26 protein-coding genes are annotated in these 25,144 nt (G+C 70.0%); 14 read left to right on the forward strand and 12 right to left on the reverse strand.

All coding sequences use genetic code 11. The features are described from left to right. The gene (locus OED52_RS03000) at positions 1 to 423 is read left to right on the forward strand and encodes a hypothetical protein (protein ID WP_264153218.1); all 423 of its coding nucleotides are present in this window, start codon (positions 1 to 3) and stop codon (positions 421 to 423) included. Here the strand turns inward: OED52_RS03000 and OED52_RS03005 are convergent. From OED52_RS03005 to OED52_RS03015, 3 genes are all read right to left on the reverse strand, one after another. Continuing rightward, on the reverse strand, positions 420 to 905 hold the full coding sequence (locus OED52_RS03005; RefSeq protein ID WP_264153219.1) for a MarR family winged helix-turn-helix transcriptional regulator: 486 nt from the start codon (positions 903 to 905) through the stop codon (positions 420 to 422). The two genes, OED52_RS03000 and OED52_RS03005, sit on opposite strands and share 4 nt — an antisense overlap. 55 nt (positions 906 to 960) lie before the next feature. Continuing rightward, positions 961 to 1,695, reverse strand: coding sequence for a PE-PPE domain-containing protein (locus OED52_RS03010; RefSeq protein WP_264153220.1), 735 nt, complete (start codon positions 1,693 to 1,695; stop codon positions 961 to 963). A gap of 130 nt (positions 1,696 to 1,825) precedes the next feature. Then, positions 1,826 to 2,488, reverse strand: coding sequence for an alpha-ketoglutarate-dependent dioxygenase AlkB family protein (locus tag OED52_RS03015; RefSeq protein WP_264153221.1), 663 nt, complete (start codon positions 2,486 to 2,488; stop codon positions 1,826 to 1,828). Positions 2,489 to 2,579: 91 nt separating this feature from the next. On the opposite strand from OED52_RS03015, the gene OED52_RS03020 reads away from it, so the two are divergent. Both OED52_RS03020 and OED52_RS03025 read left to right on the forward strand, forming a co-directional pair. Further along, positions 2,580 to 3,392: an SDR family oxidoreductase gene (locus OED52_RS03020; RefSeq protein ID WP_264153222.1), complete on the forward strand. Its 813-nt coding sequence runs from the start codon at positions 2,580 to 2,582 to the stop codon at positions 3,390 to 3,392. A gap of 69 nt (positions 3,393 to 3,461) precedes the next feature. Further along, positions 3,462 to 4,433 carry a phosphotriesterase family protein gene (locus tag OED52_RS03025; protein WP_264153223.1) on the forward strand — a complete coding sequence of 324 codons (972 nt, stop codon included), beginning with the start codon at positions 3,462 to 3,464 and terminating at the stop codon, positions 4,431 to 4,433. An 8-nt stretch (positions 4,434 to 4,441) separates the two neighbouring features. Here the strand turns inward: OED52_RS03025 and OED52_RS03030 are convergent, their stop codons facing one another. Continuing rightward, positions 4,442 to 5,191 (reverse strand): 2OG-Fe(II) oxygenase, encoded by a 750-nt coding sequence (locus tag OED52_RS03030; RefSeq protein ID WP_264153224.1) that lies wholly within the window; start codon positions 5,189 to 5,191, stop codon positions 4,442 to 4,444. A 76-nt stretch (positions 5,192 to 5,267) separates the two neighbouring features. Then, a complete protein-coding gene (locus tag OED52_RS03035) occupies positions 5,268 to 5,696 on the reverse strand; it encodes a MarR family winged helix-turn-helix transcriptional regulator (RefSeq protein ID WP_264153225.1) in 429 nt (142 codons plus the stop codon). An 88-nt stretch (positions 5,697 to 5,784) separates the two neighbouring features. On the opposite strand from OED52_RS03035, the gene OED52_RS03040 reads away from it, so the two are divergent. Beyond that, positions 5,785 to 7,659, forward strand: a complete 1,875-nt coding sequence (locus tag OED52_RS03040; RefSeq protein ID WP_264153226.1) for an ABC transporter ATP-binding protein — start codon at positions 5,785 to 5,787, stop codon at positions 7,657 to 7,659. Here the strand turns inward: OED52_RS03040 and OED52_RS03045 are convergent. Genes OED52_RS03045 through OED52_RS03055 form a run of 3 tightly spaced genes read right to left on the reverse strand, consistent with a single transcriptional unit; the run spans position 7,610 to position 11,221 of the window. Then, positions 7,610 to 9,259, reverse strand: coding sequence for a (2,3-dihydroxybenzoyl)adenylate synthase (locus OED52_RS03045; protein ID WP_264153227.1), 1,650 nt, complete (start codon positions 9,257 to 9,259; stop codon positions 7,610 to 7,612). The two genes, OED52_RS03040 and OED52_RS03045, sit on opposite strands and share 50 nt — an antisense overlap. Positions 9,260 to 9,299: 40 nt before the next feature. Further along, the gene (locus OED52_RS03050) at positions 9,300 to 10,085 is read right to left on the reverse strand and encodes a 2,3-dihydro-2,3-dihydroxybenzoate dehydrogenase (protein WP_264153228.1); all 786 of its coding nucleotides are present in this window, start codon (positions 10,083 to 10,085) and stop codon (positions 9,300 to 9,302) included. Next, complete coding sequence (locus OED52_RS03055; protein WP_264153229.1) at positions 10,082 to 11,221, reverse strand: isochorismate synthase; 1,140 nt, start codon at positions 11,219 to 11,221, stop codon at positions 10,082 to 10,084. Before OED52_RS03055 ends, OED52_RS03050 begins: the two co-directional genes overlap by 4 nt. A gap of 180 nt (positions 11,222 to 11,401) precedes the next feature. Between OED52_RS03055 and OED52_RS03060 the strand changes: the two genes are divergently transcribed. Then, positions 11,402 to 11,623: a phosphopantetheine-binding protein gene (locus tag OED52_RS03060; protein WP_264153230.1), complete on the forward strand. Its 222-nt coding sequence runs from the start codon at positions 11,402 to 11,404 to the stop codon at positions 11,621 to 11,623. A gap of 57 nt (positions 11,624 to 11,680) precedes the next feature. On the opposite strand, the gene OED52_RS03065 is transcribed toward OED52_RS03060, so the two are convergent. Beyond that, positions 11,681 to 12,049: a hypothetical protein gene (locus tag OED52_RS03065; RefSeq protein ID WP_264153231.1), complete on the reverse strand. Its 369-nt coding sequence runs from the start codon at positions 12,047 to 12,049 to the stop codon at positions 11,681 to 11,683. A 235-nt stretch (positions 12,050 to 12,284) separates the two neighbouring features. Between OED52_RS03065 and OED52_RS03070 the strand changes: the two genes are divergently transcribed. From OED52_RS03070 to OED52_RS03080, 3 genes are read left to right on the forward strand one after another with little or no spacing between them, the layout of a single operon-like run. Then, positions 12,285 to 13,172, forward strand: a complete 888-nt coding sequence (locus tag OED52_RS03070) for a phosphoribosylaminoimidazolesuccinocarboxamide synthase (protein WP_264153232.1) — start codon at positions 12,285 to 12,287, stop codon at positions 13,170 to 13,172. Between the two features lie 6 nt (positions 13,173 to 13,178). Beyond that, a complete protein-coding gene (locus OED52_RS03075) occupies positions 13,179 to 15,326 on the forward strand; it encodes a S9 family peptidase (RefSeq protein ID WP_264153233.1) in 2,148 nt (715 codons plus the stop codon). A 34-nt stretch (positions 15,327 to 15,360) separates the two neighbouring features. Beyond that, a complete protein-coding gene (locus OED52_RS03080; protein WP_264153234.1) occupies positions 15,361 to 15,813 on the forward strand; it encodes an SRPBCC family protein in 453 nt (150 codons plus the stop codon). A gap of 85 nt (positions 15,814 to 15,898) precedes the next feature. Here the strand turns inward: OED52_RS03080 and OED52_RS03085 are convergent, their stop codons facing one another. Both OED52_RS03085 and OED52_RS03090 read right to left on the reverse strand, forming a co-directional pair. Beyond that, a complete protein-coding gene (locus tag OED52_RS03085) occupies positions 15,899 to 16,591 on the reverse strand; it encodes a response regulator (protein ID WP_264153235.1) in 693 nt (230 codons plus the stop codon). Continuing rightward, a complete protein-coding gene (locus OED52_RS03090; RefSeq protein WP_264154562.1) occupies positions 16,588 to 18,138 on the reverse strand; it encodes a sensor histidine kinase in 1,551 nt (516 codons plus the stop codon). Before OED52_RS03090 ends, OED52_RS03085 begins: the two co-directional genes overlap by 4 nt. A gap of 156 nt (positions 18,139 to 18,294) precedes the next feature. Here OED52_RS03090 and OED52_RS03095 point away from each other — a divergent pair, with 156 nt between their 5' ends. The 6 genes from OED52_RS03095 to OED52_RS03120 all read left to right on the forward strand — a co-directional run bounded on the left by OED52_RS03095 (position 18,295) and on the right by OED52_RS03120 (position 24,453). Continuing rightward, positions 18,295 to 19,656, forward strand: a complete 1,362-nt coding sequence (locus tag OED52_RS03095; RefSeq protein ID WP_264153236.1) for a cation:dicarboxylate symporter family transporter — start codon at positions 18,295 to 18,297, stop codon at positions 19,654 to 19,656. Between the two features lie 166 nt (positions 19,657 to 19,822). Further along, positions 19,823 to 20,677 carry an IclR family transcriptional regulator gene (locus OED52_RS03100; RefSeq protein ID WP_264153237.1) on the forward strand — a complete coding sequence of 285 codons (855 nt, stop codon included), beginning with the start codon at positions 19,823 to 19,825 and terminating at the stop codon, positions 20,675 to 20,677. A 67-nt stretch (positions 20,678 to 20,744) separates the two neighbouring features. Further along, the gene (locus OED52_RS03105) at positions 20,745 to 21,317 is read left to right on the forward strand and encodes an SRPBCC family protein (protein WP_264153238.1); all 573 of its coding nucleotides are present in this window, start codon (positions 20,745 to 20,747) and stop codon (positions 21,315 to 21,317) included. 34 nt (positions 21,318 to 21,351) lie between these two features. After that, positions 21,352 to 21,846, forward strand: coding sequence for a glutathione peroxidase (locus tag OED52_RS03110; RefSeq protein ID WP_264153239.1), 495 nt, complete (start codon positions 21,352 to 21,354; stop codon positions 21,844 to 21,846). A gap of 5 nt (positions 21,847 to 21,851) precedes the next feature. Continuing rightward, positions 21,852 to 22,508: a 5,6-dimethylbenzimidazole synthase gene (gene bluB, locus OED52_RS03115; protein WP_264153240.1), complete on the forward strand. Its 657-nt coding sequence runs from the start codon at positions 21,852 to 21,854 to the stop codon at positions 22,506 to 22,508. Positions 22,509 to 22,809: 301 nt separating this feature from the next. Next, positions 22,810 to 24,453: an FAD-binding dehydrogenase gene (locus OED52_RS03120; protein ID WP_264153241.1), complete on the forward strand. Its 1,644-nt coding sequence runs from the start codon at positions 22,810 to 22,812 to the stop codon at positions 24,451 to 24,453. Between the two features lie 7 nt (positions 24,454 to 24,460). On the opposite strand, the gene OED52_RS03125 is transcribed toward OED52_RS03120, so the two are convergent. After that, entirely contained in the window at positions 24,461 to 25,132 is a 672-nt protein-coding gene (locus tag OED52_RS03125) for an MBL fold metallo-hydrolase (protein WP_264153242.1), read from the reverse strand. Positions 25,133 to 25,144 lie beyond the last annotated feature (12 nt).

A 25,144-nucleotide genomic window follows, 5' to 3' on the forward strand; every position in this document is an offset into this window, starting at 1 on the left:
GTGTCCGCGATGCCGGCCGCGTTCGCGCTGCCCTCCGTCAACGGCGGCCCGCACCACATGAAGCTCGGGATCGCGGCGCCCGATCCGGCCGTCGACGCCCTCTCGGCGGAACTCGACCCCGGCCAGTGGGAGATCGTCCGCTTCGCCGGCGCGGACGTCCTGTCCGCCGCGGTCGAGAAGCGTGAGGCCGCAGGCGGACTCGCCCTCGGTCCCGGAGGTGCCGAGGTGTTCACCGCCTCGGCGGGTGGCGCGGGTGCCGCGAGCGCTATCACCGCGATCGGCACCACCGTGGCGCAGCAGCAACAACTTCCGGTGCAGACCCACGACGTGGTGCCCTTCCCCGAGGACGATCCGCGCGGTGCCGGCCTGACCGCCGCCGCCCTGCCCATGGTCGTCGCCGAGACCGCGGACTCCTCCGCCTAGCCGCGCAACGCCCCGGCCCGCAGCGCGGCCGCGTTGACGCGGACGAGCGCCGCGTGCAGTTCCTCGAGTTCGGGTAGTCCGACGCCCAATGCCTCGAACACCTGCTGCGGCACGGACTCGGCCCTCGCGCGCAGCTCACGTCCGGCGTCGGTGAGCTCGAGGACGAGCTGCCGTTCGTCGACCTCGCTGCGGTGCCGGGTGAGCAGCCCCTGACCCTCGAGCCTCTTGAGCAGAGGCGAGAGGGTGGGGGAATCCAGCTGGAGGGTCCGGCCGAGCTGCCGGGCCGTGAGTGGAGCGCGCTCCCACAGCGCGAGCATCACGAGATACTGCGGGTGGGTCAGCCCGAGCTCGTCGAGGATCGGGCGGTAGACCGCGAGCACCGCCCGATTCGCCACCGCGAGCGCGAAACACACCTGCCGGTCGAGGGCGAGCGGATCGTCGCCGGGCGAGGGAAGCTGCGCAGCGGGGGTATCGACGCTCATGAGACGACGATAACCGACCGCACGGATCGGCTCCGGACTCGACGCCCGTGCCCGGTCACGGCGTGAAGTCCGGGTACCGGGTGTGGAGCAGCAGGTACCCGGTGACGTTCTCCATCAGCCAGGCCCGGCTCTCCTCCGGCCGCACCCCGTCGCACACCGCGTCGCCCTCGAGGCAGATCCGCTGCACCTCGATCTCGCCGAAGTCGTCCCGGCCGCCACCGAGCGTGATCCCGGGCAGGACCTCACCGGGGAACAGGGTCTCGACCCCGCGGGTGTCGCGCGGATCGGAGTACAGCACGCCGCGGATGCGGTCCGGCGGCACCGACCCGTCGGCGGCGATCTCGACGAGCACGTCGCCGGCGATCGAGGCGCCCTGCGAGTAGCCGAGGATCACCAGTTCGCTGTCGGGGCACGAGGTGTGCCGCAGGTCGACGGCCTCGCGCAGCCGCTGGTGCCCGATCCGCTTCGACTCGTCGTAGGCCATGCCGTCGGAACCCTCGCTCGACCCGGAGTCGGGCACGGGCACGACCACCGCCGGATACGGGATGTGCTCGACGACCGTGTCCGGTGCCGCGTACCGCGCGGAGACCTTTGCGAGCGGGGACTCGGGGTCGAGCGAGTCGGGTGTGTGCACGGGTCGGGTGCCGTCGACCGCGAGGACGAAGCGTTCCGGGCACGCGGACGCCTCGTCCGCTGCCGCGGGTGCGGCGGTGACGACCGCTCCGACCGATGCGACGGCCAGTGCTGCGAGCAGGGTCGCGGTCCGAGCGGACCGTGCGATACCGGACATGGCGCCTCCCCTGTGAGCTTCCCCCGACTCCGACGGCTGCCACATGAGAATAAAGTCCGATTTGCGAGATTTCGTGCTGAGAACGCCCTGATCGGCTGTGTTTTCGGCAACACCACCGCCCGGGAGTGGCTCAGCTCAATCCGGTGGTCCGCAACGTGATGTTGAGGCGTCCTCCGTTCGGACCACACCCCGCGGGAGCCGTGCCGGGGAAGACCGTGGGCACGCCGTGGAAGGCGAAGCGCGACGGTCCGCCGAAGACGAACAGGTCGCCGGATTCGAGCCGGACGTCGGCGTAGGGGCGGCCGCGGGACTCACCGGTGCCGAACCGGAACAGGCACGCATCGCCGATGCTCAGCGACACGATCGGCGCGTCCACCTGCTCGTCCTTGTCCTGGTGCATCCCCATCCGGGCGTCGCGATCGTAGAAGTTGATCAGCGCGGTGTCCGGCTCGTATCGCTCACCGGCGGCCGGATCGTCGTAGGCGTCCGCGACCGCCCGACGCCCCAGATCGGCGAGCCATCCGGGAAGCGGCGGCACGGGAGCGCCGTCGACGTCCACCGCGGTGCGGGTGTAACGGTAGGGCGACCAGTGCCATCCCAGGCAGACCGTACGCACCGACATCCTGCCCCCGCCGGGAAGCACGGTGCGGCGCATCGGTGCCGGGCCGCGTGCCCACTGCCGACACGCCTCGACAAGCCGGCGCTGCTCGTCGGTGGTCAGCCAGTCGGGCACGTGCACGGCACCCGGGGCGATCGTGCGCCGGTGCCGGGGAACCCGGAACAGTTCGTCCATGGGCGGTGAGGGGGCCTCCGGTGCGTGTAGACAGGTACGTGTCGACTGTGCCGCACGCGACAGCGGTTCGGCGAATCGGAGAGGAGACCCCGTGAGGATCGAAGGTTCGGTGGCGGTGGTGACCGGCGGCGGGAACGGGATCGGACGGGCGCTCGCGAGCGGACTCGTCGACCGCGGTGCCCGCGTGGTGGTCGCGGATCTCGACGGTGCGGCGGCGCAGAAGGTCGCCGACGACATCGACGCGAGGACACCGGGCAGCGCGGTCGCCGTGGCGGCCGATGTCTCCGACGAGGACCGGATCCGGGAGATCCTGGCCCGCGCCGAGTCCGAGTTCGGCCCGGTGGACCTGTATTTCGCCAACGCCGGAGTGGCCGGGCGCCCCGGCCTCGACATCGACGAGTCGGTGTGGGAACAGGCCTTCGACGTCAACCTGCGGGCCCACATCCGCGCCGCGAAACTACTGGTGCCCGACTGGGTCGAACGCGGACAGGGCTATTTCGTCAGCACGGCCTCCGCCGCCGGGCTGCTCACCCAGATCGGCGCGGCCGCCTACTCGGTCACCAAACACGCCGCGGTGGGCTTCGCCGAATGGCTGTCGGTCACCTACGGCGATCGCGGGGTGCGGGTGAGCTGTCTGTGCCCGATGGGCGTGGACACCGTGCTGCTGCACGCGGGCGAGGAATCCGGCAGTTCGCTCGGTGAGCTCGCGACCCGGGCCGTCGTCTCCGCCGGTGCCGTGCTCACCCCGGAGCAGGTCGCCGAGGCGGTGTTCGCGGCGATGGACGAGGAACGCTTCCTGATCCTCCCGCACCCGGAGGTCCTCGAGATGTACCGGCACAAGGGCGCCGACTACGACCGGTGGATCCGGGGCATGCGCCGATACCGGCAGAGTCTCGAGAGCTGAACCGGGCGCGTCGCGAGGGGTTCGCCGAATCGACCCTGCCGCGCCGCGCGGTGACCTACTGTGCCGGGCATGACAGCAGTCGAAACCGTTCGTGGCCCCGTCGATTCGAGTCGTCTCGGCACCGTCCTCATGCACGAGCACGTCTTCGTGCTGGGGGAGGAGATCCGCACCAACTTCCCCGACCACCCGAGCCCCTGGGACGAGGACGAACGCGTCGACGACGCGGTGGCGAAGCTGAAGGCGTTGTCGGAGCGCGGTATCGACACCATCGTCGACCCGACCGTCGTCGGTCTGGGCCGTTACATCCCGCGTATCCAGCGGGTCGCCGAACGCACCGACATCACCATCGTCGTCGCGACCGGCCTGTACACCTACAACGACCTGCCGTTCCAGTTCCACAACGTCGGACCCGGCCTGCTCGTCGACGGCCCGGAACCGCTCACCGAGCTCTTCGTGAAGGACATCCGTGAGGGCATCGCCGGTACGGGAGTCAAGGCGGGAATGCTCAAGTGCGCCATCGAACTTCCCGGGTTGACGCCGGGCGTCGAGCGGGTGATGCGCGCGGTGGGGCAGGCGCACGTGGAGACCGGGGTGCCGATCACCGTGCACACCAACCCCCACACCGGGTCGGGGGAGGTGGCGCAACGAGTCCTCGCCGAGGAGGGCGTGGACCTGCGGAAGGTGGTGATCGGGCACAGCGGCGACTCGACCGATCTCGACCACCTGTGCCGCATCGCCGACGCCGGATCGATCCTCGGCATGGACCGGTTCGGGCTCGACCTGCTGCTGCCCTTCGAGCAGCGCGTCGATACCGTCGCGGCGCTGGCCGCCCGCGGCTACGCCGACCGTATGGTGCTCTCCCACGATGCCGCGTGCTTCATCGACTGGTTCCCGCACGACGTCAAGGAAGCCGCCGTCCCCAACTGGAACTACAACCACATCAGCGACGACGTCCTGCCCGCCCTGCGCGAGAGGGGCGTGACCGACGAGCAGATCACCACGATGCTCGTCGACAACCCGCGCCGCCTCTTCGGAGGGTGACGCCGCGGTCACGCGGCGTCGTGCAGCACGAGACCGAGGGCGCGGCGCAGCCCCGACCGGACGGTGCTCACCCCGTGGCGCACGGGCGCCCGTGACCAGCCGCGCGCCGAGGACACGGGCCGGTCGCGCGTGGTGAAGACCAGGGCGTGCCCCTGCTCGAGCAGCGTGACGGTGCCGCGCGACTGTGCCCGCGGGCGTTGTTCGACGAGGAGGAATTCTCCCCCGGTGTAGTCGGTTCCCGGCCGGTCGAGGCCGATCACGACCTGCAGCGGGAAGACCAGCTCACCGTAGAGGTCGCGGTGCAGGGCGTTCCAGTCGCCCGCGGTGTAGCGCAGCATCAGCGGGGTGGGTTCGGTCTGGCCGGCGCGACGGCACAGGTCGAGCCAGTCGTCGAAGTCGTCGGGCCAGGATGCCGGGTCACCGAGGCGGGCGGCCCACTCGCGGGCGGTGCCGAGCAGGTGCCGGTAGAAGGCCGCCCGCAGTCGTGCGACCGGTTCGGGGACCGGCCGGCCGAAGTAGCGGTAGACACCCTGCCCGTAACGGTGCCGGGTCATGTCGACGGTGGTGCGGAAACGCTGCTCGTCGTCCCACAGTGCGGCGAGGGCGGCGCACTCGTCCGCGCTCAGCAGTGGGCCGGACAGCGCGCACCCGGTGGCGTCGACCTCGGCGGTGAGCGCCGGCCAGGCGAGGGCGTCGACGCGGGACGGCAGGGTGGTGGAGTACAGGGTGGTGGACTGCAGGCGGTCGGTGCTCGTCACGGGTGCCCCCTCCGGTTCGGTTCGTCGACGGGTAGACGTCGCGGCGCCCCGGAACGTGAGTATCCGCCCGGAGCGCTCAGTCCGGGAGGTCGTCGACGAGTTTGTGGAGCAGCCGGGACAGCTCGGCGCGTTCACCGGCATCGAGGCGGGTGAACACGGCGTCGGCGGCGGCGTCCCGCGCGGAGGCGAGTTCGGTGCGCAGGCGGCGTCCCTCGTCGGTGAGCCGGACGCAGACCGCGCGGCGGTCGGCCGGGTCGGGGAGCCGCTCGGTGAGGCCGCGGGCCTCGAGCCGGTCCACCACCTCGGTCGCCGAGCGGGGGGCGATGTGCAGGTCCCGGGCGACGACGCCGAGGCGGATCGGTTCGTCGGCGCGTCCGATCACGTCGAGGGCGCGGTGCTCGTGGGGTGACATCTCCCACGGCTGCAGGATGTCGTGCCAGCGTCGCCGCAGCGTGCGGGTGGTGAGGAGGAGGAGATCGCGCAACTCGGCGGGGGAATCCGACATGTCCCGGACTGTACCTCACTTGACGTCTACCACTCAATGAGGCAACCTCAACAAGTACGAATCACGACCACGAATCGAGGTGGCGCACATGATGCAGCCCCCACCCGGAACCGGCGGCCGACCCGGCCGCACCGGAAAGATCGACAAGCAGGACCTCGAACAGCTCCGCGAATCCCCCGTGAGCCTGCGCCGCATCGGCGGCCTGTTCACCCCCTTCCGCGGGCGCCTCGCGCTCGTCGTCGCACTGATCGTCGCCTCGTCGGTGATCTCCCTCGCGACACCCTTCCTCGTCCGCACCGTCATCGACGACGCCATCCCGCACCAGAACGTGCAGCTGCTGCTGTGGGCGGTCGGCGGCATGCTCACCGTCACCGTCACCGGATCGCTGCTGTCGGTGGTGCAGACCTGGATCTCCACGTCCGTCGGCCAGCAGGTCATGCACGACCTGCGCACCCGCGTCTTCGCCCACCTCCAGCGCCAGTCGCTGGACTTCTTCACCCGCACCCGCGGCGGCGAGATCCAGTCGCGCCTGACCAACGACATCGGCGGCATGCAGTCCGTCGTCACCAACACCGCGACCTCGCTCGCCGCCAATCTCACCACCGTCGTCGGCACCGCCGTCGCCATGGTCGTCCTCAGCTGGCGCCTGGCCCTGCTGTCCCTGATCGTGCTGCCGCCCGCCATCTGGCTCACCAGACGGGTCGCGCAGATGCGACGCGCCGTCACGGCCCGCCAGCAACGCCGCCTCGCCGACCTGCAGACCCAGATCGACGAGGGCCTGTCGGTCAACGGCGTGATGCTGGTCAAGACCCTCGGTACCGGGCCCGCCCTGTCGGAGAAGTTCGCGCGGACCTCCGCCGAACTCGCCGATCTCGAGGTGCACGCCCAGCTGTCCGGCCGCTGGCGCATGGCCACGATGAACATCGTCTTCGCGGCGATCCCCGCCGTCCTCTACCTCGTCGCCGGTCTGCCGGCCACCTCCGGCGGCATGACCATCGGCACCCTGGTCGCCTTCACAGGTCTGCAGGGCACCCTCTTCCGGCCCCTCATGGGCCTGCTCGACGTCGGCGTGTCCGTCACCAGCTCACTGGCACTGTTCAGCCGCATCTTCGAATACCTCGACCTGCCCGTCGACATCGACGACCCGCGCGAGCCCGTGCCGGTCGCCCCCGTGAACGTCGCCGGACGGGTGCGCTTCGAGGACGTCAGCTTCCGCTACGCCGGTGCCCACCGCGACGCCCTCTCGGGGATCGACCTCGACGTGCCCGCCGGTTCCCACCTCGCCCTCGTGGGCGAAACGGGATCGGGCAAGACCACATTGGGGTCCATGGTGGCGCGCCTGTACGACCCCACCGCCGGTCGTGTGACCGTCGACGGGATCGACCTGCGCGACATGCGGCTCACCGACCTGGCCTCCCTCGTCGGCGTGGTCTCCCAGGAGACCTACCTGCTGCACGCCACCGTCCGCGAGAACCTGCGCTACGCCGAGCCCGAGGCCACCGACGCCGAGATCGAGGCCGCGGCCCGGGCCGCCCGCATCCACGACCTGATCGTCTCGCTGCCCGACGGCTACGACACCGTCGTCGGTGCCCGTGGGCACCGCTTCTCCGGCGGCGAGAAACAGCGCATCGCGATCGCCCGCACCCTGCTGCGCGACCCACGGATCCTCGTGCTCGACGAAGCCACCAGCGCCCTCGACAACGACACCGAACGCGCCGTCCAGCAGGCCCTCGACGCGGCCCGCGCCGGCCGCACGACGATCACCATCGCGCACCGCCTGTCCACGGTGCGCGACGCCGACGAGATCGTGGTGCTCGACCGCGGCCGCATCGTCGAACACGGCACGCACGACGCGCTCGTGGCGCGCGGCGGCCGCTACGCCACCCTCGTCGGCCGGGCCGAGCGGGAACGGATCAGTTCTTCAGGGTCGCTGCGAGAGCGCGTCGGAGCTCGTTCCGGCTGATCTTGCCGACGCCCGTCACCGGGAAGGCATCCACGAACTGCAGCTTGTCCGGGATCTTGTACTCGGCCAGACCGCGCTCACGCAGGAACATCTTGAGCGCGAGCGCCTTCGGGGCCTCGCCCTCGGTGACGACGAACGCGCAGGTCCGCTCGCCCAGGTACTGGTCGGGCATGGACACCACGGCCGCGTCGAGCACCGCCGGATGCGCGACGAGGTGGTTCTCGACCTCCTCGGCCGCGATCTTCTCCCCGCCCCGGTTGATCTGGTCCTTGGCCCGGCCCTCGACGACGATGTAGCCCTGCTCGGTGAGCCGCACGATGTCGCCGGTGCGGTAGAAACCGTCGGGGGTGAAGGCAGTGGCGTTGTGCTCGGGGGCGTTGTAGTAGCCGCGGATCGTGTAGGGGCCGCGGGTGAGCAGATGCCCGGGCGTACCGTCCGGGACCGGTTCGTCGTTGTCGTCGACGATGCGGATCTCGTCGTCCGGGCTGATGGGACGGCCCTGGGTGTGGACGAGGATCTCCTCGTCGTCGTCGAGGCGGGTGTAGTTGACCAGCCCCTCCGCCATGCCGAAGACCTGCTGCACCGTGCACCCGAGTTCGGGACCGACCCGCTTGGCGGCCTCCGCCGGGAACTTCGCGCCCCCGACCTGCAGCACCCGGAGCGACGAGAGGTCCCGGTCGCTGCGGGCCCGCGCCGCCAGCCATGCCATCGCGAGCGGCGGCACCAGCGACGCCATCGTCACCCGCTCGCGCTCGATCAGCGCGAAGGCGGTGTCGGGGCTCGGATCCGGGGCGAGGACGACCGTGCCGCCGGCGTGCAGCACGCCGAGGATGCCCGGCGAGCTCATCGGGAAGTTGTGGGCGGCCGGCAGCGCGACCAGCATGCGGGTGTCCTCGTCCACCCCGCAGATCACCGCGGACTCGCGCACGGAGTACAGATAGTCGGCGTGGGTGCGGGGGATGAGCTTCGACGTGCCGGTGGTTCCACCCGACAACTGCAGGAACGCAACGCTTTCGGCGTCGTCCTCCGCGATCGGCGCCGGATCCCGCTCGCGCAGCGAATCGAGTGCCGTGAACTCCTCGGCCTCGCCGGCGACGACGATCGTCGGCGGGTTCTCCATCTCGGCGGTGACCTGACGGGCGAGTGTGCGGTAGTCGAATCCGCCGAACTCCGCGGCGATCACGTACGCCGCGGCGTCGCTGAACCGGCAGAAGTAGCCGATCTCCGAGGCGCGGTGGGCAGGCAGGGAGAAGACCGGCAGCGCCCCGAGCCGGAACACCGCGAACAGCACCTCGGTGTACTCGACGATGTTGGGCAGCTGTAGGACCACGCGATCGCCCTGCGCGACACCGATTTCCGCGAGACCGGCGGCGATCCGCGCCGAGGCATCGTCGAGCTCCCGATAGGTCAGGCGCCGCTCGGTTCCCGACGCGTCGCGGCCGACGACGGCGGTGCGATCGGCGAACCGGGCGGCCCGCGCGGGCAGGAACTGCCCGAACGTCTCGCTCGTCCAGTAGCCGGCCGCGCGGTACCGCTCGGCGAGGTCCTCGGGGTAGCGGGCGGTCTCGACGAGCGAGGTGCGCCCGGAACCGGTTGTCACGGAAGCGGATCCTTTCGGGTGGGGGACGGTGTCGGTGAGGTCAGGCCCGCAGGGTGGCGCCGCCGTCGACGTAGAGCGCCTGCATGGTGATGTGCCGCGCACGGTCGGACAGCAGGAACTCGATCGTCTCGGCGATGTCGGTGGGCTCGGCGATGCGGCCGAGCGGGATCCCGACCTTGAACTGCGAGAGGTCGCCCTCGATGGCACTGCGTGCACCGGCGTCGTCGTTCGGGTCCTCCCACAGCGACCGCTGCATCGCGGTGTCGGTGGAACCCGGGGCGACGATGTTGGCGCGGATGCCGTACTGCGCCAGTTCGAGTCCGAGCACCCGCACGATCATCGTGGCGGCGGCCTTCGACGATCCGTAGGCGCCCATGCCCATGCGGGGGACACCCGCGGAGTTCGAACCGACGACGACGATCGAACCCGAACGGCGTTCGCGCATCGCCCGTCCCACCGGGCGCAGCACGGACAGCAGCCCGGTGACGTTCACGTCGTACATGTACCGCCAGTCCTCGGGATCCGAGTCGAGCACCGAACCGGTGGTGAACACCCCGGCGACGTGCGCGAGGTGCTCGATCGGCCCGTGCTCGGCCTCGATGCTGCGGACGACGTACTCGACGGCGTCGTGGTCGCGGATGTCGACCGGATGGACGGGGGTGGGGGTGCCGAGCATCGATGCGGTCTTGTGCAGCCCGTCGGCGTCGCGGTCGACCAGGACGACGCGGTGCCCGGCATCGGTGAGGGTGCGGGCGGTGGCCCGGCCGATCCCCTGTGCGGCCCCCACGACGAGGGTGACGGGGGTGACGTGCGTGGTCTCGGTCATGAGTGGACTCCCAGGGCTTCGAGGACGGTGCCGAACTTGACGGTGGTCTCCGCGAGTTCGTCGGCGGGATCGGACGCCGCGACGATGCCGCCACCGGCGTAGGCGGTGAGGGTGACACCGTCCGGTTCGAGGACGGCACAGCGGATCGTCACCATCCACTCGCCGTCGCCGTCGGCGTCGCACCAGCCGAGGGCACCGGCGTAGAAACCGCGGTCGCCCTCGAGGTCGAGGATGAGATCACGGGCGGCGGCGGTGGGTGTGCCGCAGATCGCGGGGGTGGGATGCACCGCGAGCGCGAGGTCGAGGGCCGTCGTGCCCGGATCCCGCAGCCGGCCCGCGACGGGGGTGCCGAGATGCCAGAGCTGGCGGGTGCTCGTCAGCGACGGCCGGTCGGGGATCTCCAGGTCGGTGCACAGCGGTTCGAGGGCGGCGCGCAGCGCGTCGACCACGTGGGCGTGCTCGGCGAGGTTCTTCGCCGAGGCGGCGAGTCGTTCGCCGGTGGCGCGGTCGACCTCGGGATCGGGGTGCCGCGGCGCGGAGCCGGCGAGGGGGTGCGCGGTGACGCGGTCGCCCTGGCGGCGGACGAGGACCTCGGGGCTCGATCCCACGAGATGCCGTCCTGCCCAGACGTCACCGGCCGGAGTGAGGTCGACGGCGAAGCCGTTGCCGAGAGGGTCGTTCCGGGTGAGGGCAGCGAGCAGGTCGTCCGCGCCCACCGGGCGTTCGGCATCCAGGACGAGGGCGCGGGCCAGCACCACCTTGAGCAGGTCCGAGTCGTCGCTGCGCAGCAGGCGCAGGGCCGTGGCGACGCGGTCCACGTGCTCGGCCTCGGAGGGTAGCGCGGTCGAGATCCGGATCGGCGGCAGCGAGGGACGCGGGGTCTCCAGGGGGGCGGGGGAGTGCCGCAGGGCATGCGGTGCGGTGAGCGCAGCGGGGTGGCCGGGAGCGAACGGCAGCGCCCCGGTCAGAGCCGTGACGCGGCCGGAGCGGAGGGCGTCCGCGGCTGCGGACGCGGAGTCGAACCGCTGGTCGATCCCCTCGGCGGCGACGGTGCCGTGCGGGCGCGACAGGACGAACGGCCGGGCGACGGACCGTTCGGCCCGGTCGCCTGCGGGGGCGACGACCGGTACTCGCATACTCGTACCTTCCGGTTGTGGCGGCCTGCTGGACGACCGAGCCGCGGGGCACACGATCTCAGCAACATATACGGTTAGGCTTACCTATAGTACTGTGCCTCGTCCTGTCGTCGGGTACCGGCGGTCGCGGCGAACGGGCAGGTGCGAGTGAGCACGGTTGCAACAGAAGGAGTTACGTACATGCTGACGAGGGAGACCATTCTCGCCGACATCGCCCGGATCCTCGCCGTCGAACCCGACGAGCTCGATCCGGCCGCGAGCCTTGTCGACCAGGGACTCGACTCGGTGCGCCTCATGGCGCTCGTCGAGCAGTGGCGCAGCGCCGGTGTGGACGTCGACTTCGTCGACCTCGCCTCCTCCGCCGACCTCGAACAGTGGGTGGCCTTGCTCCAGGCACAGTGAACGGACGACGGCGGGGCCGGAGGACGAACCCCCGGCCCCGCCGTCGTCGTGGTCGTGTCAGCGCAGATCCGGACGCGTCCCCCGCGCCCAGGCGTCCACTGCCGAGTAGCCCTCGCTCACACCCTGCGTGTACGCGACGAGCGCGCCGTACAGGCGCGACCCCTCGGTCGCCAGCTCGATGGTGCCCACCCAGTCCGCGGTGCGGGCCATCACGTGCGCCGAGATGTCCTGGTGGTCCCGTGTGGCGGAGGACACCGCCCGGAACGCCTCGTCCGCGACCCGGAAGGTCTCCGACACACCGCGCCAGTAGTACTCGGCATCCATGGCGGCACGCAGTGACTCGTAGTCCGTCGTGTCCTGCATCGCGGTCGCCTGCGCCAGCCGTCGGTGCGCGTCGTCGGCCGCCCCGAGAGGGGTGTACGTCACGTCTTCGATGGTTTCCTTTTCGCCGCTTGTCGTCCTCACCGCAGTGATGGTGCCCGATTGCCTCGCGGAACGAAACATCGAGGTCCGTAACGATTCGGCACCGGCAGCCCCGGCTGTCGTGTCCACCACACCGGACGGCTCCGCGGCGGGCTCCCGAGCCGGTCCGGGACCGCCGGGACCGCGATATCCGCCACGGGTTGCAGTGCCGGAACCCGATCCGCACTAGGGTGTCACCGTGCGTCCTTCACTCGAGTCCTACCAACACCTCGCCGGCGGCAAGGTGCGCGACCTGTACGTGATCGACGACGAGCACCTGCTGCTCGTCGCCAGCGACCGGATCTCGGCCTACGATCACGTGCTCGAGACGACGATCCCGGACAAGGGTCGCGTCCTCACTGCGATGAGCGTGTTCTTCTTCAACCTGCTCGACGCCACCAACAACCACCTCGCGGGCGAACCCGACGACGAACGCATCCCCGAGGAGGTCCTCGGCCGTGCCCTCGTGGTCAAGCGCCTCGAGATGGTGCCCGTCGAGTGCGTCGCGCGGGGCTTCCTCACCGGATCGGGTCTGCTCGACTACCAGGCCACCGGCACGGTCTGCGGTGTCGCGCTGCCCGAGGGCCTCGTCGAGGCCAGCAAGCTGCCCGAGCCGATCTTCACCCCGGCCACCAAGGCGGCGCTCGGCGACCACGACGAGAACATCTCGTTCGACGACGTCGTCGAGAAGGTCGGCCTGAACCTGGCCATGAAGCTGCGCCAGGACACCCTCGACATCTACGAGCGTGCGGCGATGTACGCCTCCGATCGCGGCATCCTCCTCGCCGATACCAAGTTCGAGTTCGGCCTCGACAAGGCCGGCAACCTGGTGCTCGCCGACGAGGTCCTCACCCCGGACTCGTCCCGCTACTGGGACGCGAACGAGTACGAGGAGGGCAAGGTGCAGCCCAGCTTCGACAAGCAGATCGTCCGCAACTGGCTCACCGGCCCCGAATCCGGCTGGGACCGGGCCTCCGACACCCCGCCCCCGCCGCTGCCGCAGCACGTCGTCGACAGAACGCGTGCCCGCTACATCGAGGCCTACGAACGCATCTCGGGACTGTCCTTCGACGATTGGATCGGCTGACCGCACATGATCTCCTCGGACCTCACCCCTCCCGTCGCGAAGAAGGTGCCGTTCGAGCGCACCCACCACGGACACACCTTCGTCGACGAGTACGAATGGCTGCGTGACAAGAACGACCCCGAGGTCATCGCGTACCTCGAGGCCGAGAACGCGTACACCGAGGCGATGACGGAGCACCTCGCTCCGTTGCGGGAGGCGATCTTCGAGGAGATCAAGTCGCGGACCCAGGAGACCGACATGTCGGTCCCCACCCGCATGGGCGACTGGTGGTACTACGCCCGCACCGTCGAGGGCAAGCAGTACGCCATCCAGTGCCGCTGCCCGATCACCGACGCCGGGGACTGGACCCCGCCCACGGTCACCCCCGGCGTCGAGCTGCCGGGCGAGGAGATCCTGCTCGACGGCAACGCCGAGGCGGAAGGACACGAGTTCTTCTCCCTCGGTGCCTTCTCCATCAGCCACGACGGCAGACTGCTGGCGTACTCGACCGACGTCGTCGGCGACGAGCGCTACACCCTGCGGTTCAAGGACCTCACCACCGGCGAACTGCTGCCCGACGAGATCCCCGGCACCGCGCCCGGCGCCACCTGGGCGCTCGACCACAGCCACGTCTTCTACCAGACGGTCGACGAGTCCTGGCGGCCCGACACCGTCTGGCGGCACGAGCTCGGCACCCCCGTCGACCAGGACGTGAAGGTCTTCCACGAGCCCGACGAACGGTACTGGGTGGCGATCGGCTCGACCCGCAGCGAGAAGTACCTCATGATCTGGGTCGGTTCCAAGATCACCTCCGAGGGCTGGGTGCTCGAGTCCGACAACCCCACCGGCGAGTTCCGTGTGATCCTGCCGCGCCGGGAAGGTGTGGAGTACAGCGCCGAGCACGCCGTCGTCGCCGGGGAGGACCGCTTCCTCATCCTGCACAACGACGTCGATCCGGAGACGGGGGAGAAGGCCGAGAACTTCGTGCTCGCCGAGGCCCCCGTCGACGACCCCACGGCGCTGCGCACCCTCATCGGGCACCGCAAGGACGTCCGGCTCGAGGACGTCGACGCCTTCGAGGGCCACATCGTGCTCGGCTACCGGCGCGAGGCCCTCACCCGGCTCGCCGTGTGGCCGCTCACCGAGGACGGCTACGGCGACCTCGTCGAACTCGAATTCGACGAGGAACTGTTCGCCGTGGGCCCCGGGGGCAACCCCGAGTGGATCCAGCCGACCCTGCGGCTCGGCTACACCTCCTTCATCACCCCGAGCCGCGTCTACGACTACCGGGTGAGCACCGGCGAGCTGACCCTGCTCAAGTCGCAGCCCGTGCTCGGCGACTTCGATCCGTCGCTCTACGAGCAGCGCCGCGAGTGGGTCACCGCCGAGGACGGCACGAGGATCCCGCTGTCGATCGTGGCCCGCAAGGGCGCCCCGGCGGACGCACCGACGCTGCTCTACGGTTACGGCTCCTACGAGGCCAGCATCGATCCGGCCTTCTCCGTCGCGCGGCTGTCGTTGCTCGACCGGGGCATGGTCTTCGCCGTCGCACACGTCCGCGGTGGCGGCGAGATGGGCCGGCACTGGTACGAGAACGGCAAGACGCTCACGAAGAAGAACACCTTCACCGACTTCGTGGCGTGCGCGCGGCACCTGATCGACACCGGCGCCACGAGCCAGGGCAAGCTCGTCGCCGACGGCGGCAGCGCCGGTGGTCTGCTCATGGGCGCGGTCGCGAACCTGGCGCCCGAGTTGTTCGCCGGCATCCTCGCGAACGTGCCGTTCGTCGATCCGCTGACCTCGATCCTCGACCCGTCGCTGCCGCTGACGGTGATCGAGTGGGACGAGTGGGGCAACCCCCTCGAGGACCCCGAGGTGTACGAGTACATGCGGTCCTACAGCCCCTACGAGAACGTCGAGGCCAAGGACTATCCCGCGATCCTCGCGATCACGAGCATCAACGACACGCGCGTGCTCTACGTCGAACCCGCCAAGTGGGTGGCCCGGCTGCGGGCGACGAAGACCGGCGATTCCCCGCTGCTGCTCAAGACGGAGATGAAGGCGGGCCACGGCGGTGTCTCGGGTCGCTACGAGAAGTGGCGCGAGGTCGCGTTCGAATTCGCCTGGGTGCTCGAGACTTCCGGCGCCTACCGCGCGGAGGCTCCCGCGCAGTAACCTGCACCCCGAATCCGCGTGGAGGGAGGCGGCCGTGCGATCGCTCCGGCTCGAGACGGAGCTGCCCACCTCCGCGGAGCGGGTGTGGGAGGCGATGCTCTCTCCCGTCACCTTCCTGTACGTGGTCCGGGGTCTGATCGGGATGCCCGCGTTGGCCGGGCGTGCCACGCCGCTGCGGGAAGGCGAGAGCGGCGGTGGGTGGTTGTGGGTGTTCCACGTGATCCCGGCCTACCGCCACACGATCGAGATCGTCGAGGTCGATCCGGCGAGTCACACCATCCGCACCCGCGAACACGGTGGTGTGCTGCAGCAGTGGAACCACACCCTGCACGTCGAGCCCGCCGGGGAGGACCGGTGCCGGTACCGCGACGTCGTCGACATCGACGCCGGTCCGCTGACGCCCGTCGCGGTCGCCGTGGCCGGGGTGCTGTTCCGGTACCGGCAGCGGCGCTGGCACCGGCTCGTCCGCAAGCACTACCTGACCTGACGGTCCGCATCCGCTCGCTTCTTCGTCATCCGCCGCAGCAATTGCCGCAGCGGATGACCGAACTCGTAGCGGATCGGCGACTTCCTCAGCGGCGCAGTTCGTATCGCACCCGGGGGCGGCCGGCCCGTCCGTATTCGGTGATGCGGGAGACGGCACCGTCGTCGGCCAGACGCTCGAGATACCGCCAGGCCGTCACACGGGAAACGCCCACCGTAGCACCCACTTCCGCGGCGGATCTCGGGGCGTCCGCCTCGCGCAGACATCCCACGACACGATCGAGGGTGTCGGGGGAGATGCCCTTCGGTGTGGTGGTCCGCGACCCGGTGGTGCGCAACGCTGCCATCGCGCGGTCGATGTCGTGCTGCCCGCCGGCGGTCTCCGCGTCGCGCAGTGCGGTGCGGTAGGCGACGTACTGATCGAGCTTGTCGCGCAGGCCCGCGAAGGTGAACGGCTTGAGCAGGTACAGCACCACACCGCGCGACACTGCGGTGCGCACGACCTCCAGGTCGCGGTTCGACGTGACGGCGATGATGTCGGGGGTCGGGGTGCGCGCGCTCAGCCGGGCCGCGACCTCGAGGCCGTTGGTGTCGGGCAACCCGATATCGAGCAGCACCAGATCCACCGGTTGCCCGGACCGTGCGGCCGACGCGACCGCCCGCAACGCCTCGTCGCCGGTACCGGCGACACCCACCACCTCGAAATCGTCCATCCTGCCGACGTATTCGCGGTGCGCGTCGGCGATGAGCGGTTCGTCCTCGACGATCAGCACCCGGATCACGTCTCGTCCCCGATCGGGATCTCGGCAATCACCATCGCCCCCAGGGACGGTTCGGTGCGCAGCACACCACCGTGACGGGCGACCACCTGCGCGACGAGGGCGAGCCCGAGGCCGCGCTGCTCGGACTTGGTGGAGTAGCCGCGCTGCATCGCCCGGGCGAGCACCTCCGGCGACATGCCGGGGCCGCTGTCGGCGACTTCGACGATCATCGTCGAATCCTCTTGCCGGACGGTGACTTCCACCCACGGTTCGTCGGCGTCGTGGGCAGCGTCGATCGCGTTGTCGATCAGGTTGCCCACCAGGGTGACGAGATCCCCGGCCGGGATCGGCACCGGTCCGAGCGCCGTGTCGTCGGTGACCGTCAGCTCCACGCCGTGTTCGGCGGCCTCGTCGACCTTCCCGAGCAGCAGTGCCGACAGGGCGGGTTCGTGGACGGCGGTCGTGAGCCGGTCGATGAGGTTCTGGGAGACGGCGAGTTCCCGCGTCGCGAAGGCCACCGCCTCCTCCTGACGACCGAGCTCGACCATCGTGACGATGGTGTGCAGGCGGTTCGCCGACTCGTGCGCCTGCGCCCGCAGCGCCTCGGCGAAACCGCGAACCGAATCGAGTTCGCCCAGGACACTGCGCAACTCGGTGTGGTCGCGGAGCGTGACGACGGTGCCGATCCGGCGATCGTTCCAGGTCACCGCGTCGCTGTTGACGACGAGCACCCGGTCGCGCGTCAGGTGCACCTCGTCGCGGGCCTCCCCACCGGTCGCGAGGTCGCGCAGCGTCTCCGGCAGGGTGTCGAACGGAACGGGGCCGGCCGGAGGGAGGCCGAGCAGGCGGCGGGCCTCGTCGTTGACGACATCGACCCGGGGGGAGTCGTCCGGTCCGCCGAACACCAGCAGACCCTCACCGATCGAGTGCAGGACCGCGTCGTGGTGCTCGTACATGCGCCGCAGCTGATCGGGATTCAGCCCGAGCGTCTGTCGGCGCAACCTCCGGGAAACCAGATAGGCGCCGACCGCCGACACCGCGAGTCCCACGGCGACGATCCCCACGATCCCCGGCACGCCGCGCAGGAAGTTCTCGGCGATGCGCTGGCGGGTCACCCCCACCGACACGAATCCGACGAGATCGCCGTCGTCGGCGTACACCGGCGCGACCGTGCGGATCGACGGGCCGAGGCTGCCGGTGTACGTCTCGCTGTACGGCTGCCCGGAACGGGCCGGCTCGACGTGACCGGTGTAGGGCAGGCCGATCTGCTCGACGACCGGATGCGTCACACGGATGCCCGCGGGATCGACGATCACCACGAAATCCGTGCCGGTCGCCTCGCGGATCTCCTCGGCGCGCTCCTGGAGCGCGGCGGTCGGATCGGGGGAGTCCAGCCCCTCGGAGATCTCCGGGAACTGCGCCGTGGTCACTGCGATCTCGGTCACCGCCCGGCGGGTCGCGTCGTCGGCGTCGCGGCGCTCGTCGACGGCGAACAGCACACCAGCCACCACCGCGACCACGGTGAACACCACCAGCTGGAGGATCAGCAGCCGGCCCGCCACGCTCATGGGCTGCCGCCCCTCGCGACGTCTCACCCGGTCACCTCCCCGTGAACACTATGTACACAAACTTCCTCGGCAGGGTGTTTCCCTACAACCATCTCGGGTAGGTGGAAGTGACACCGGTCACCACCGCACACGACATCCGTGATCGAAGGGCACCCCATGAGCACCACGACTCGAGGCGGCGTGAAACGCCGTGACCGTACCCACTGGCTGTACGTCGGCGTCATCGTGGCCGTCGTCGCCGGCATCGCCCTGGGGTGGGTCGCCCCGGAGGCCGGCAAATCCGTGGGATTCCTGGGCACGATGTTCGTCGATCTCATCAAGATGATGATCAGTCCGGTCATCTTCTGCACCATCGTGCTCGGTATCGGGTCGGTGCGCGCGGCGGCCAGCGTCGGCCGGATCGGTGGTCTGGCGCTCCTCTACTTCGTGGGTATGTCCACGGTGGCGCTCGCGATCGGCCTCGGTGTCGGCAACCTGCTCGATCCCGGGACGGGGCTGTCCCTGAGTCCCGATACGGCCGGTTCGGGCGCCGAGCTCGCGGAGAAGGCCCATGCCGCCGGCGGCACCGTCGACTTCATCGCCTCGATCATCCCCACCTCGTTGCTGTCCGCCCTCACCGAGGGCAGCGTCCTGCAGACCCTCTTCGTGGCGCTGCTCGTCGGGTTCGCCCTGCAGGGCATCGGCAAGTCCGGTGAGCCGGTCCTCCGCGGCATCGGCCACCTGCAGAAGCTCGTCTTCCGGATCCTGACGATGATCCTGTGGCTGGCCCCCATCGGCGCGTTCGGTGCCATGGCCAACGTCGTCGGCCAGACCGGCCTGAGTGCGGTCCTGCAGCTCGGCGTGCTGATGATCGCCTTCTATCTCACCTGCATCGTGTTCGTCTTCGGTGTGCTCGGCTCGCTGCTGCGTCTGGTCGCGGGTGTCTCGGTGTTCAAGCTGGTGAAGTACCTGGCGCGCGAGTACCTGCTGATCTTCGCGACCTCGTCGTCGGAGTCCGCGCTGCCGCGCCTCATCGCGAAGATGGAGCATCTCGGGGTCCAGCGCACGACGGTCGGTGTCGTCGTGCCCACCGGCTACTCGTTCAACCTCGACGGTACCGCCATCTACCTGACGATGGCCGCGCTGTTCGTGTCCGACGCGATGGGCAGCCCGCTGAACATGGGCGAGCAGCTGTCGCTGCTGGTGTTCATGATCGTCGCCTCGAAGGGCGCCGCGGGGGTCACAGGCGCCGGCCTGGCGACGCTGGCGGGCGGTCTGCAGAGCCACCGCCCCGACCTGCTCGACGGTGTCGGCCTGATCGTCGGCGTCGACCGGTTCATGTCCGAGGCCCGCGCCGTCACCAACTTCTCCGGCAACGCCATCGCGACCCTGCTCGTCGGCACCTGGACGAAGTCGGTGGACCGCGAGCGCGTCGACGAGGTGCTCGGCGGGCGGCTGCCCTTCGACGAGAGCATGATGCTCGACGACCATCCGGTTCCCGAGCGCGAGCCCGCGAGCCTGGAGAAGGTCCCCGTCTGACTCCGGGCCATCCGCTACGACAACGACTGTCCGCTACGGAAATGTCCGTAGCGGACAGTCGTTTCTGTAGCAGATCTGCGAAGGACGAGGCGTGTGCTAGCTTCTCGTCGAAGCGGGGGAGCTCGATGTCCCGGAGGTCCGCGGATGCCGTGGAAGGAAGTGCCTCGTGACCAGTGGTGAGCCCCAGGCCCCACCCGTCAATGTGAAGCCGAGTATCGCGGTGGGCCGCGCGCTCTCGCTCATCGACGCCTTCCTCGACGCGGGCCACACCATGAGTCTGACCGAACTCGCCCAGCGCACCTCGCTGCCGAAGTCCACGGCCTTCCGCATCCTCGGTCAGTTGACCGCCAGCGGCCACGTGATCCGCAACGGCAACCAGTACCGGCTCGGCATCAAGATGTTCGAACTGGGCAGCCATTTCGTCCACGGCCGCCCCGGTGGGCTCAAGGACGTCGCGACACCGCTGCTCGGCGACCTGTTCCTGCAGTTCGGAACGTCGGTGGGGTTGTCCGTGCTCGACGGTTGGGACGTCGTCCTCATCGCGGAGCTCACCAGTTCGCGCACCCGCGTCGCCACTCCCGTCGTCGGCGGGCGGGCACCGGCACTGAGCACCGCCTCGGGCAAGGCGATCATCGCCTTCCTCGACGACGGGACCCGCAACCGCGCGATCGCCCACCACGTCCGGCACGTCCGCACCTCGAGTCACACGGTCCGGCATGCCGGGGTGCTCCGCTCCCAGCTCGACGAGGTGCAGGAGCAGGGCTGTTCCTTCGCCCACGACGAACTGAAGGTGGGGACCAGCGCGGTGGCGTCACCGGTGCTCGTCGGAGGGCGTCCGATCGCGGCGGTGAGCCTCTCGGCCGCCACCGGCCGCCTCGATCGGGCCGGGATCGAAGCGGCGGTGCTGCGCACCTCCCGGCAGATCGCCGCGGAGTTCGTCCGGGCCCGCGGGCTCGCCGAGGACGACGGGGCCTCCGGGCAGCCCTGGGACATCGAGGACGAGTTCGACCGGATCTCCTGAACGAAGCGTTCCTGTCGGACCTGTGGGGCATAGTTCCGGAAGGAACCGAGCCGCCGGAGGGATCGTCGTGAACACCCGAGCCCGATTCGTCGACGTCGACGGACGCCCCGCGATCCAGTTCGAGAAGCAGTGCCCGCACCAGCCCGAGCGGCTGTGGCGCGCCCTGACCGACCCGGCCGATCTCGCGCGCTGGTTCCCCTGCCGCGTCGACATCGAACCACGTGAGGACGGCACGGTCACCTTCACCGACGAACCGGGCGCCGAACCCACCACCGGCACGGTGCTGGCGTGCGAACCGGCGCAGCGTCTCGCCTACACCTGGGAGGGCGACGAACTGTGGTTCACGCTGAGCCCGTCGGGGCAGGGCAGTGTGCTGGTGTTCGCCAACGTCCTCGGCGACCGGGAGACCGCTGCGATGGTCGCCGCCGGGTGGACGACCTGCCTCGACGAGCTCGACGCACTGCTGGCGGGTGGGAACCCCCGGATCCCGAAGGGTGCGGGGAGGGAGCCGATCGAGGAATACATCGCGGCGATGCCCGAGTGGAAGCACGACATCGGCCGGCGCCTCGACGAGCTCGACGAGGAGCGGTTCCGCAGCCGGGTGCGGCGGGCCGCCGCATTGCCCGGTGAGAAGATGTAGCCGCCGGGAATCGGCCACGGGCTAGGTTGGAGACATGACCACGTCTCTCCACGACATTCCGATCAACACCCTCTCGGGTGAACCGACGACCCTCGGCGCGTACGCGGGCCACGCGATCCTGCTCGTCAACGTCGCATCCAAGTGCGGGCTGACCCCGCAGTACACGGCGCTCGAACAGCTCGCGCAGGACTACCGCGACCGCGGCCTGTTCGTCGTGGGCGTGCCGTGCAACCAGTTCATGGGCCAGGAGCCGGGCACGCCGGAGGAGATCCAGGAGTTCTGCTCCACCACCTACGGGGTCACCTTCCCGCTGCTGGAGAAGATCGAGGTCAACGGCGAGAACCGGCACCCGCTCTACGCGGAGCTCACCAAGCACCCCGACGCCTCCGGTGAGGCCGGCGACATCCAGTGGAACTTCGAGAAGTTCCTCATCGCCCCCGACGGCACGGTCACCGCGCGGTTCCGTCCCCGCACGGAACCCGATGCGCCCGAGGTCCTCGACGCCCTCGAAGAGATCCTGCCGGCCTGATCGACGTGTTCGGTACCGAAGCGCGTGATGCGCTCTACGACATCATCCGTATGCGCCGCGACGTGCGCGCCGAGTTCGCCGGTGAGAAGGTCGACGACGACGTGCTCTGGCGCGTCCTCGCCGCCGCGCACCACGCACCGAGCGTCGGCAACACCCAGCCCTGGGACTTCGTCGTCGTGCAGGACGAACAGCGACTGAAGGAGTTCGCCGAGCACGTCGCCGGGTGCCGGCAGGCGTTCGCCGACTCGCTCCCCGAGGACCGCAAGCGCACTTTCGATCCCATCAAGATCGAAGGGATCGTCGAGTCCCGCACCGGCATCGTCGTCACCTACGACCCGGAACGCGGCGGTCGGCACATCCTCGGCCGGCACACCATCGACGAGTCCGGGTTGTTCTCCGCGGTTCTCGCCATCCAGAACCTCTGGCTCGCGGCGACCGCCGAAGGGCTGGGTGTCGGCTGGGTGTCGTTCTACGAGGAGGATTTCCTCGCCGACTTCGTCGGTGTGCAGGCCCCGACACGGCCCATCGCCTGGCTGTGCGTCGGTCCCGTCACCCGCTTGCAGGAGATCCCCGACCTCGAACGGTTCGGCTGGCGCACCGGCCGGCCGCTCGAGGAGGCCGTGCACTGGGACGCGATCTCCGCGCCCCGGCACGACGCCTGACCGGAAGGTCGCGACCTGCTGCGTCACAGTACGGTCGCGACCTGCTGCTGTCCTTCGGCGAGCAGCGTCACCCGGCTGCCGCGTTCGGCCGGGAACTCGGCCGGTTCGATCCCGACGAGCGACCTCGGTGAACATCCGGATCAGCCACTCGATGTCGCTCTGTGCCCGGCCCGATGTGTCCGGCGTCACGGTCCCGGTGAGCGGGACGGTCCCGCACGGTCCGGCCGGTTCCTGCATCCGCACGGTCGTCGGCGGGTGGAGGACTCCCGGACGCGACTACCGCTCGGTAGTGTTGGCAGTCATGGACGCTGACGTGATCGTGGTGGGGGCGGGGCTCGCAGGACTCGTGGCGACCGGCGAGCTCGTCGACGCCGGCCGGAAAGTGATCCTGGTCGATCAGGAGAACTCGAACAATCTTGGTGGCCAGGCCTTCTGGTCGTTCGGGGGGCTGTTCTTCGTCGACAGCCCGGAGCAGCGTCGCCTCGGCATCAAGGACTCCTACGAACTCGCCCTGCAGGACTGGATGGGCACGGCCGCCTTCGACCGGGAGGCCGAGGACCGCTGGCCGCGGCGCTGGGCGCAGGCCTACGTCGAGTTCGCCGCGGGGGAGAAGTACGCCTGGCTCCGACAGCGCGGCCTGAAGATCTTCCCGATGGTCAACTGGGCCGAACGCGGCGGGTACGACGCTGCCGGACACGGCAACTCGGTGCCGCGCTTCCACATCACCTGGGGCACCGGACCCGCCCTGGTCGAGATGTTCGCCCGCAAGGTCCGCGAGGGCGTCGACCGCGGTCTCGTCACCTTGAAGTTCCGGCACCGCGTCGACGAACTCGTCGTCACCGGCGGGGCCGTCACCGGGGTGCGCGGCGCGGTGCTCGAACCCACCGACCTGCCGCGCGGCGTGGCGTCCTCCCGCACGGTGGTCGAGGACTTCGAACTGTCGGCGGGCGCCGTCATCGTCACCTCCGGCGGCATCGGCGGCAACCACGAACTGGTGCGCAAGAACTGGCCCAAGCGGATGGGGGAGCCCCCGAAGCACATGCTCTCCGGCGTCCCGGCCTACGTCGACGGCCGCATGCTGGAGATCACCGAGAAGGCGGGCGGCAACATCGTCAACCGCGACCGCATGTGGCACTACACCGAGGGCATCACCAACTACGACCCGGTGTGGCCCGAGCACGGCATCCGCATCCTGCCCGGCCCGTCGTCGCTGTGGCTCGACGCCACCGGAAAGCGCCTGCCGGTGCCGCTGTTCCCCGGTTTCGACACCCTCGGCACGCTCGAATACATCACGAGCACCGGTCACGACCACACCTGGTTCATCCTCGATCAGAAGATCATCGAGAAGGAGTTCGGGCTGTCGGGTTCGGAGCAGAACCCCGACCTGACCGGCCGCGACGTCAAGCTCCTGCTGCAGCGCGTGAAGTCCGGGGCGCCCGGGCCGGTGGAGGCGTTCAAGGAGCGCGGCGTCGACTTCGTCGTGCGCGACACCCTCGCCGATCTCGTCGCCGGGATGAACGAACTCACCCCCGAGGCGCCGCTCGACTACGAGAAGGTGCGCTCGGTGGTCGAGGCGCGCGACCGCGAGATCACCAACAAGTACACGAAAGACCTGCAGGTCGCGGCGGTGCGCGCGGCGCGTGCCTATCTGCCCGACCGGGTCGCGCGCATCGCGGCGCCGCACCGCATCCTCGACCCGAAGGCCGGCCCGCTCATCGCGGTCAAGCTGCACGTGCTCACCCGCAAGACACTCGGCGGCCTCGAGACCGACCTGTCGTCGCGGGTGTTGCGCTCCGACGGATCGGTCTTCGACGGCCTGTTCGCCGCCGGTGAGGTCGCGGGCTTCGGTGGGGGTGGAGTGCACGGCTACCGCGCGCTCGAGGGCACCTTCCTCGGCGGGTGCATCTTCTCCGGCCGGGCGGCGGGACGCGCCGCCGCCCGGTGACGGGGGACTAGACCTCCACGTCGCTCTCGTACGGGAGCACGCGGAACTCGGTTCCCTCCGGGGCCATCTCGGTGTACCGGCCGTAGAAGATGCCGCGGCCGTTGTCGTTGACGATGCCCTGGTGGATCGGGACGGCGACGCGCGGGTTCACGGCCCGCAGGTAGTCGACGGCCTCGGAGATCTTCAGCCACGGGGCCGTCGCCGGCAGAGCGAGCACGTCGACGCGCTCGTACGGGATGTACAGCGAGTCGCCGGGATGCATCAGCCGTGCGGGGTTCTCGTCGTCGCCGACGAGGAAGGCCGTGTTGTCGATGACCGGCATCTCCGGGTGGATCACGGCGTGCCGGCCCCCGGTGCCCCGCACGGTGAGCGATCCGACGGTGAAGCTGTCGCCGGGCCGCACCGCGGTCCAGTCGCCGCCGGGCCGTTCCGCGGTCCGGTCGTCCCCGAGCAGCCCGGCCGACTGCGGATCGGAGTACAGCTTCGCGTCGGGATTGGCCTCGAGCAGGGCCGGCAGCCGCGTGGGGTCGGCGTGGTCGGGATGCTGGTGGGTGACGAGGACGGCGTCGAGCCCGGTGATGCCCTCGAATCCGTGCGAGAAGGTGCCCGGATCGAACAGCAGCTTCACACCGAGATGCTCGACGAGGATGCAGGAATGGCCGAAGTGGGTCAGTCGCATGGCTGCCAGTAT

This window comes from Rhodococcus sp. Z13 (assembly GCF_025837095.1).
GTDB lineage: Bacteria > Actinomycetota > Actinomycetes > Mycobacteriales > Mycobacteriaceae > Rhodococcus > Rhodococcus sacchari.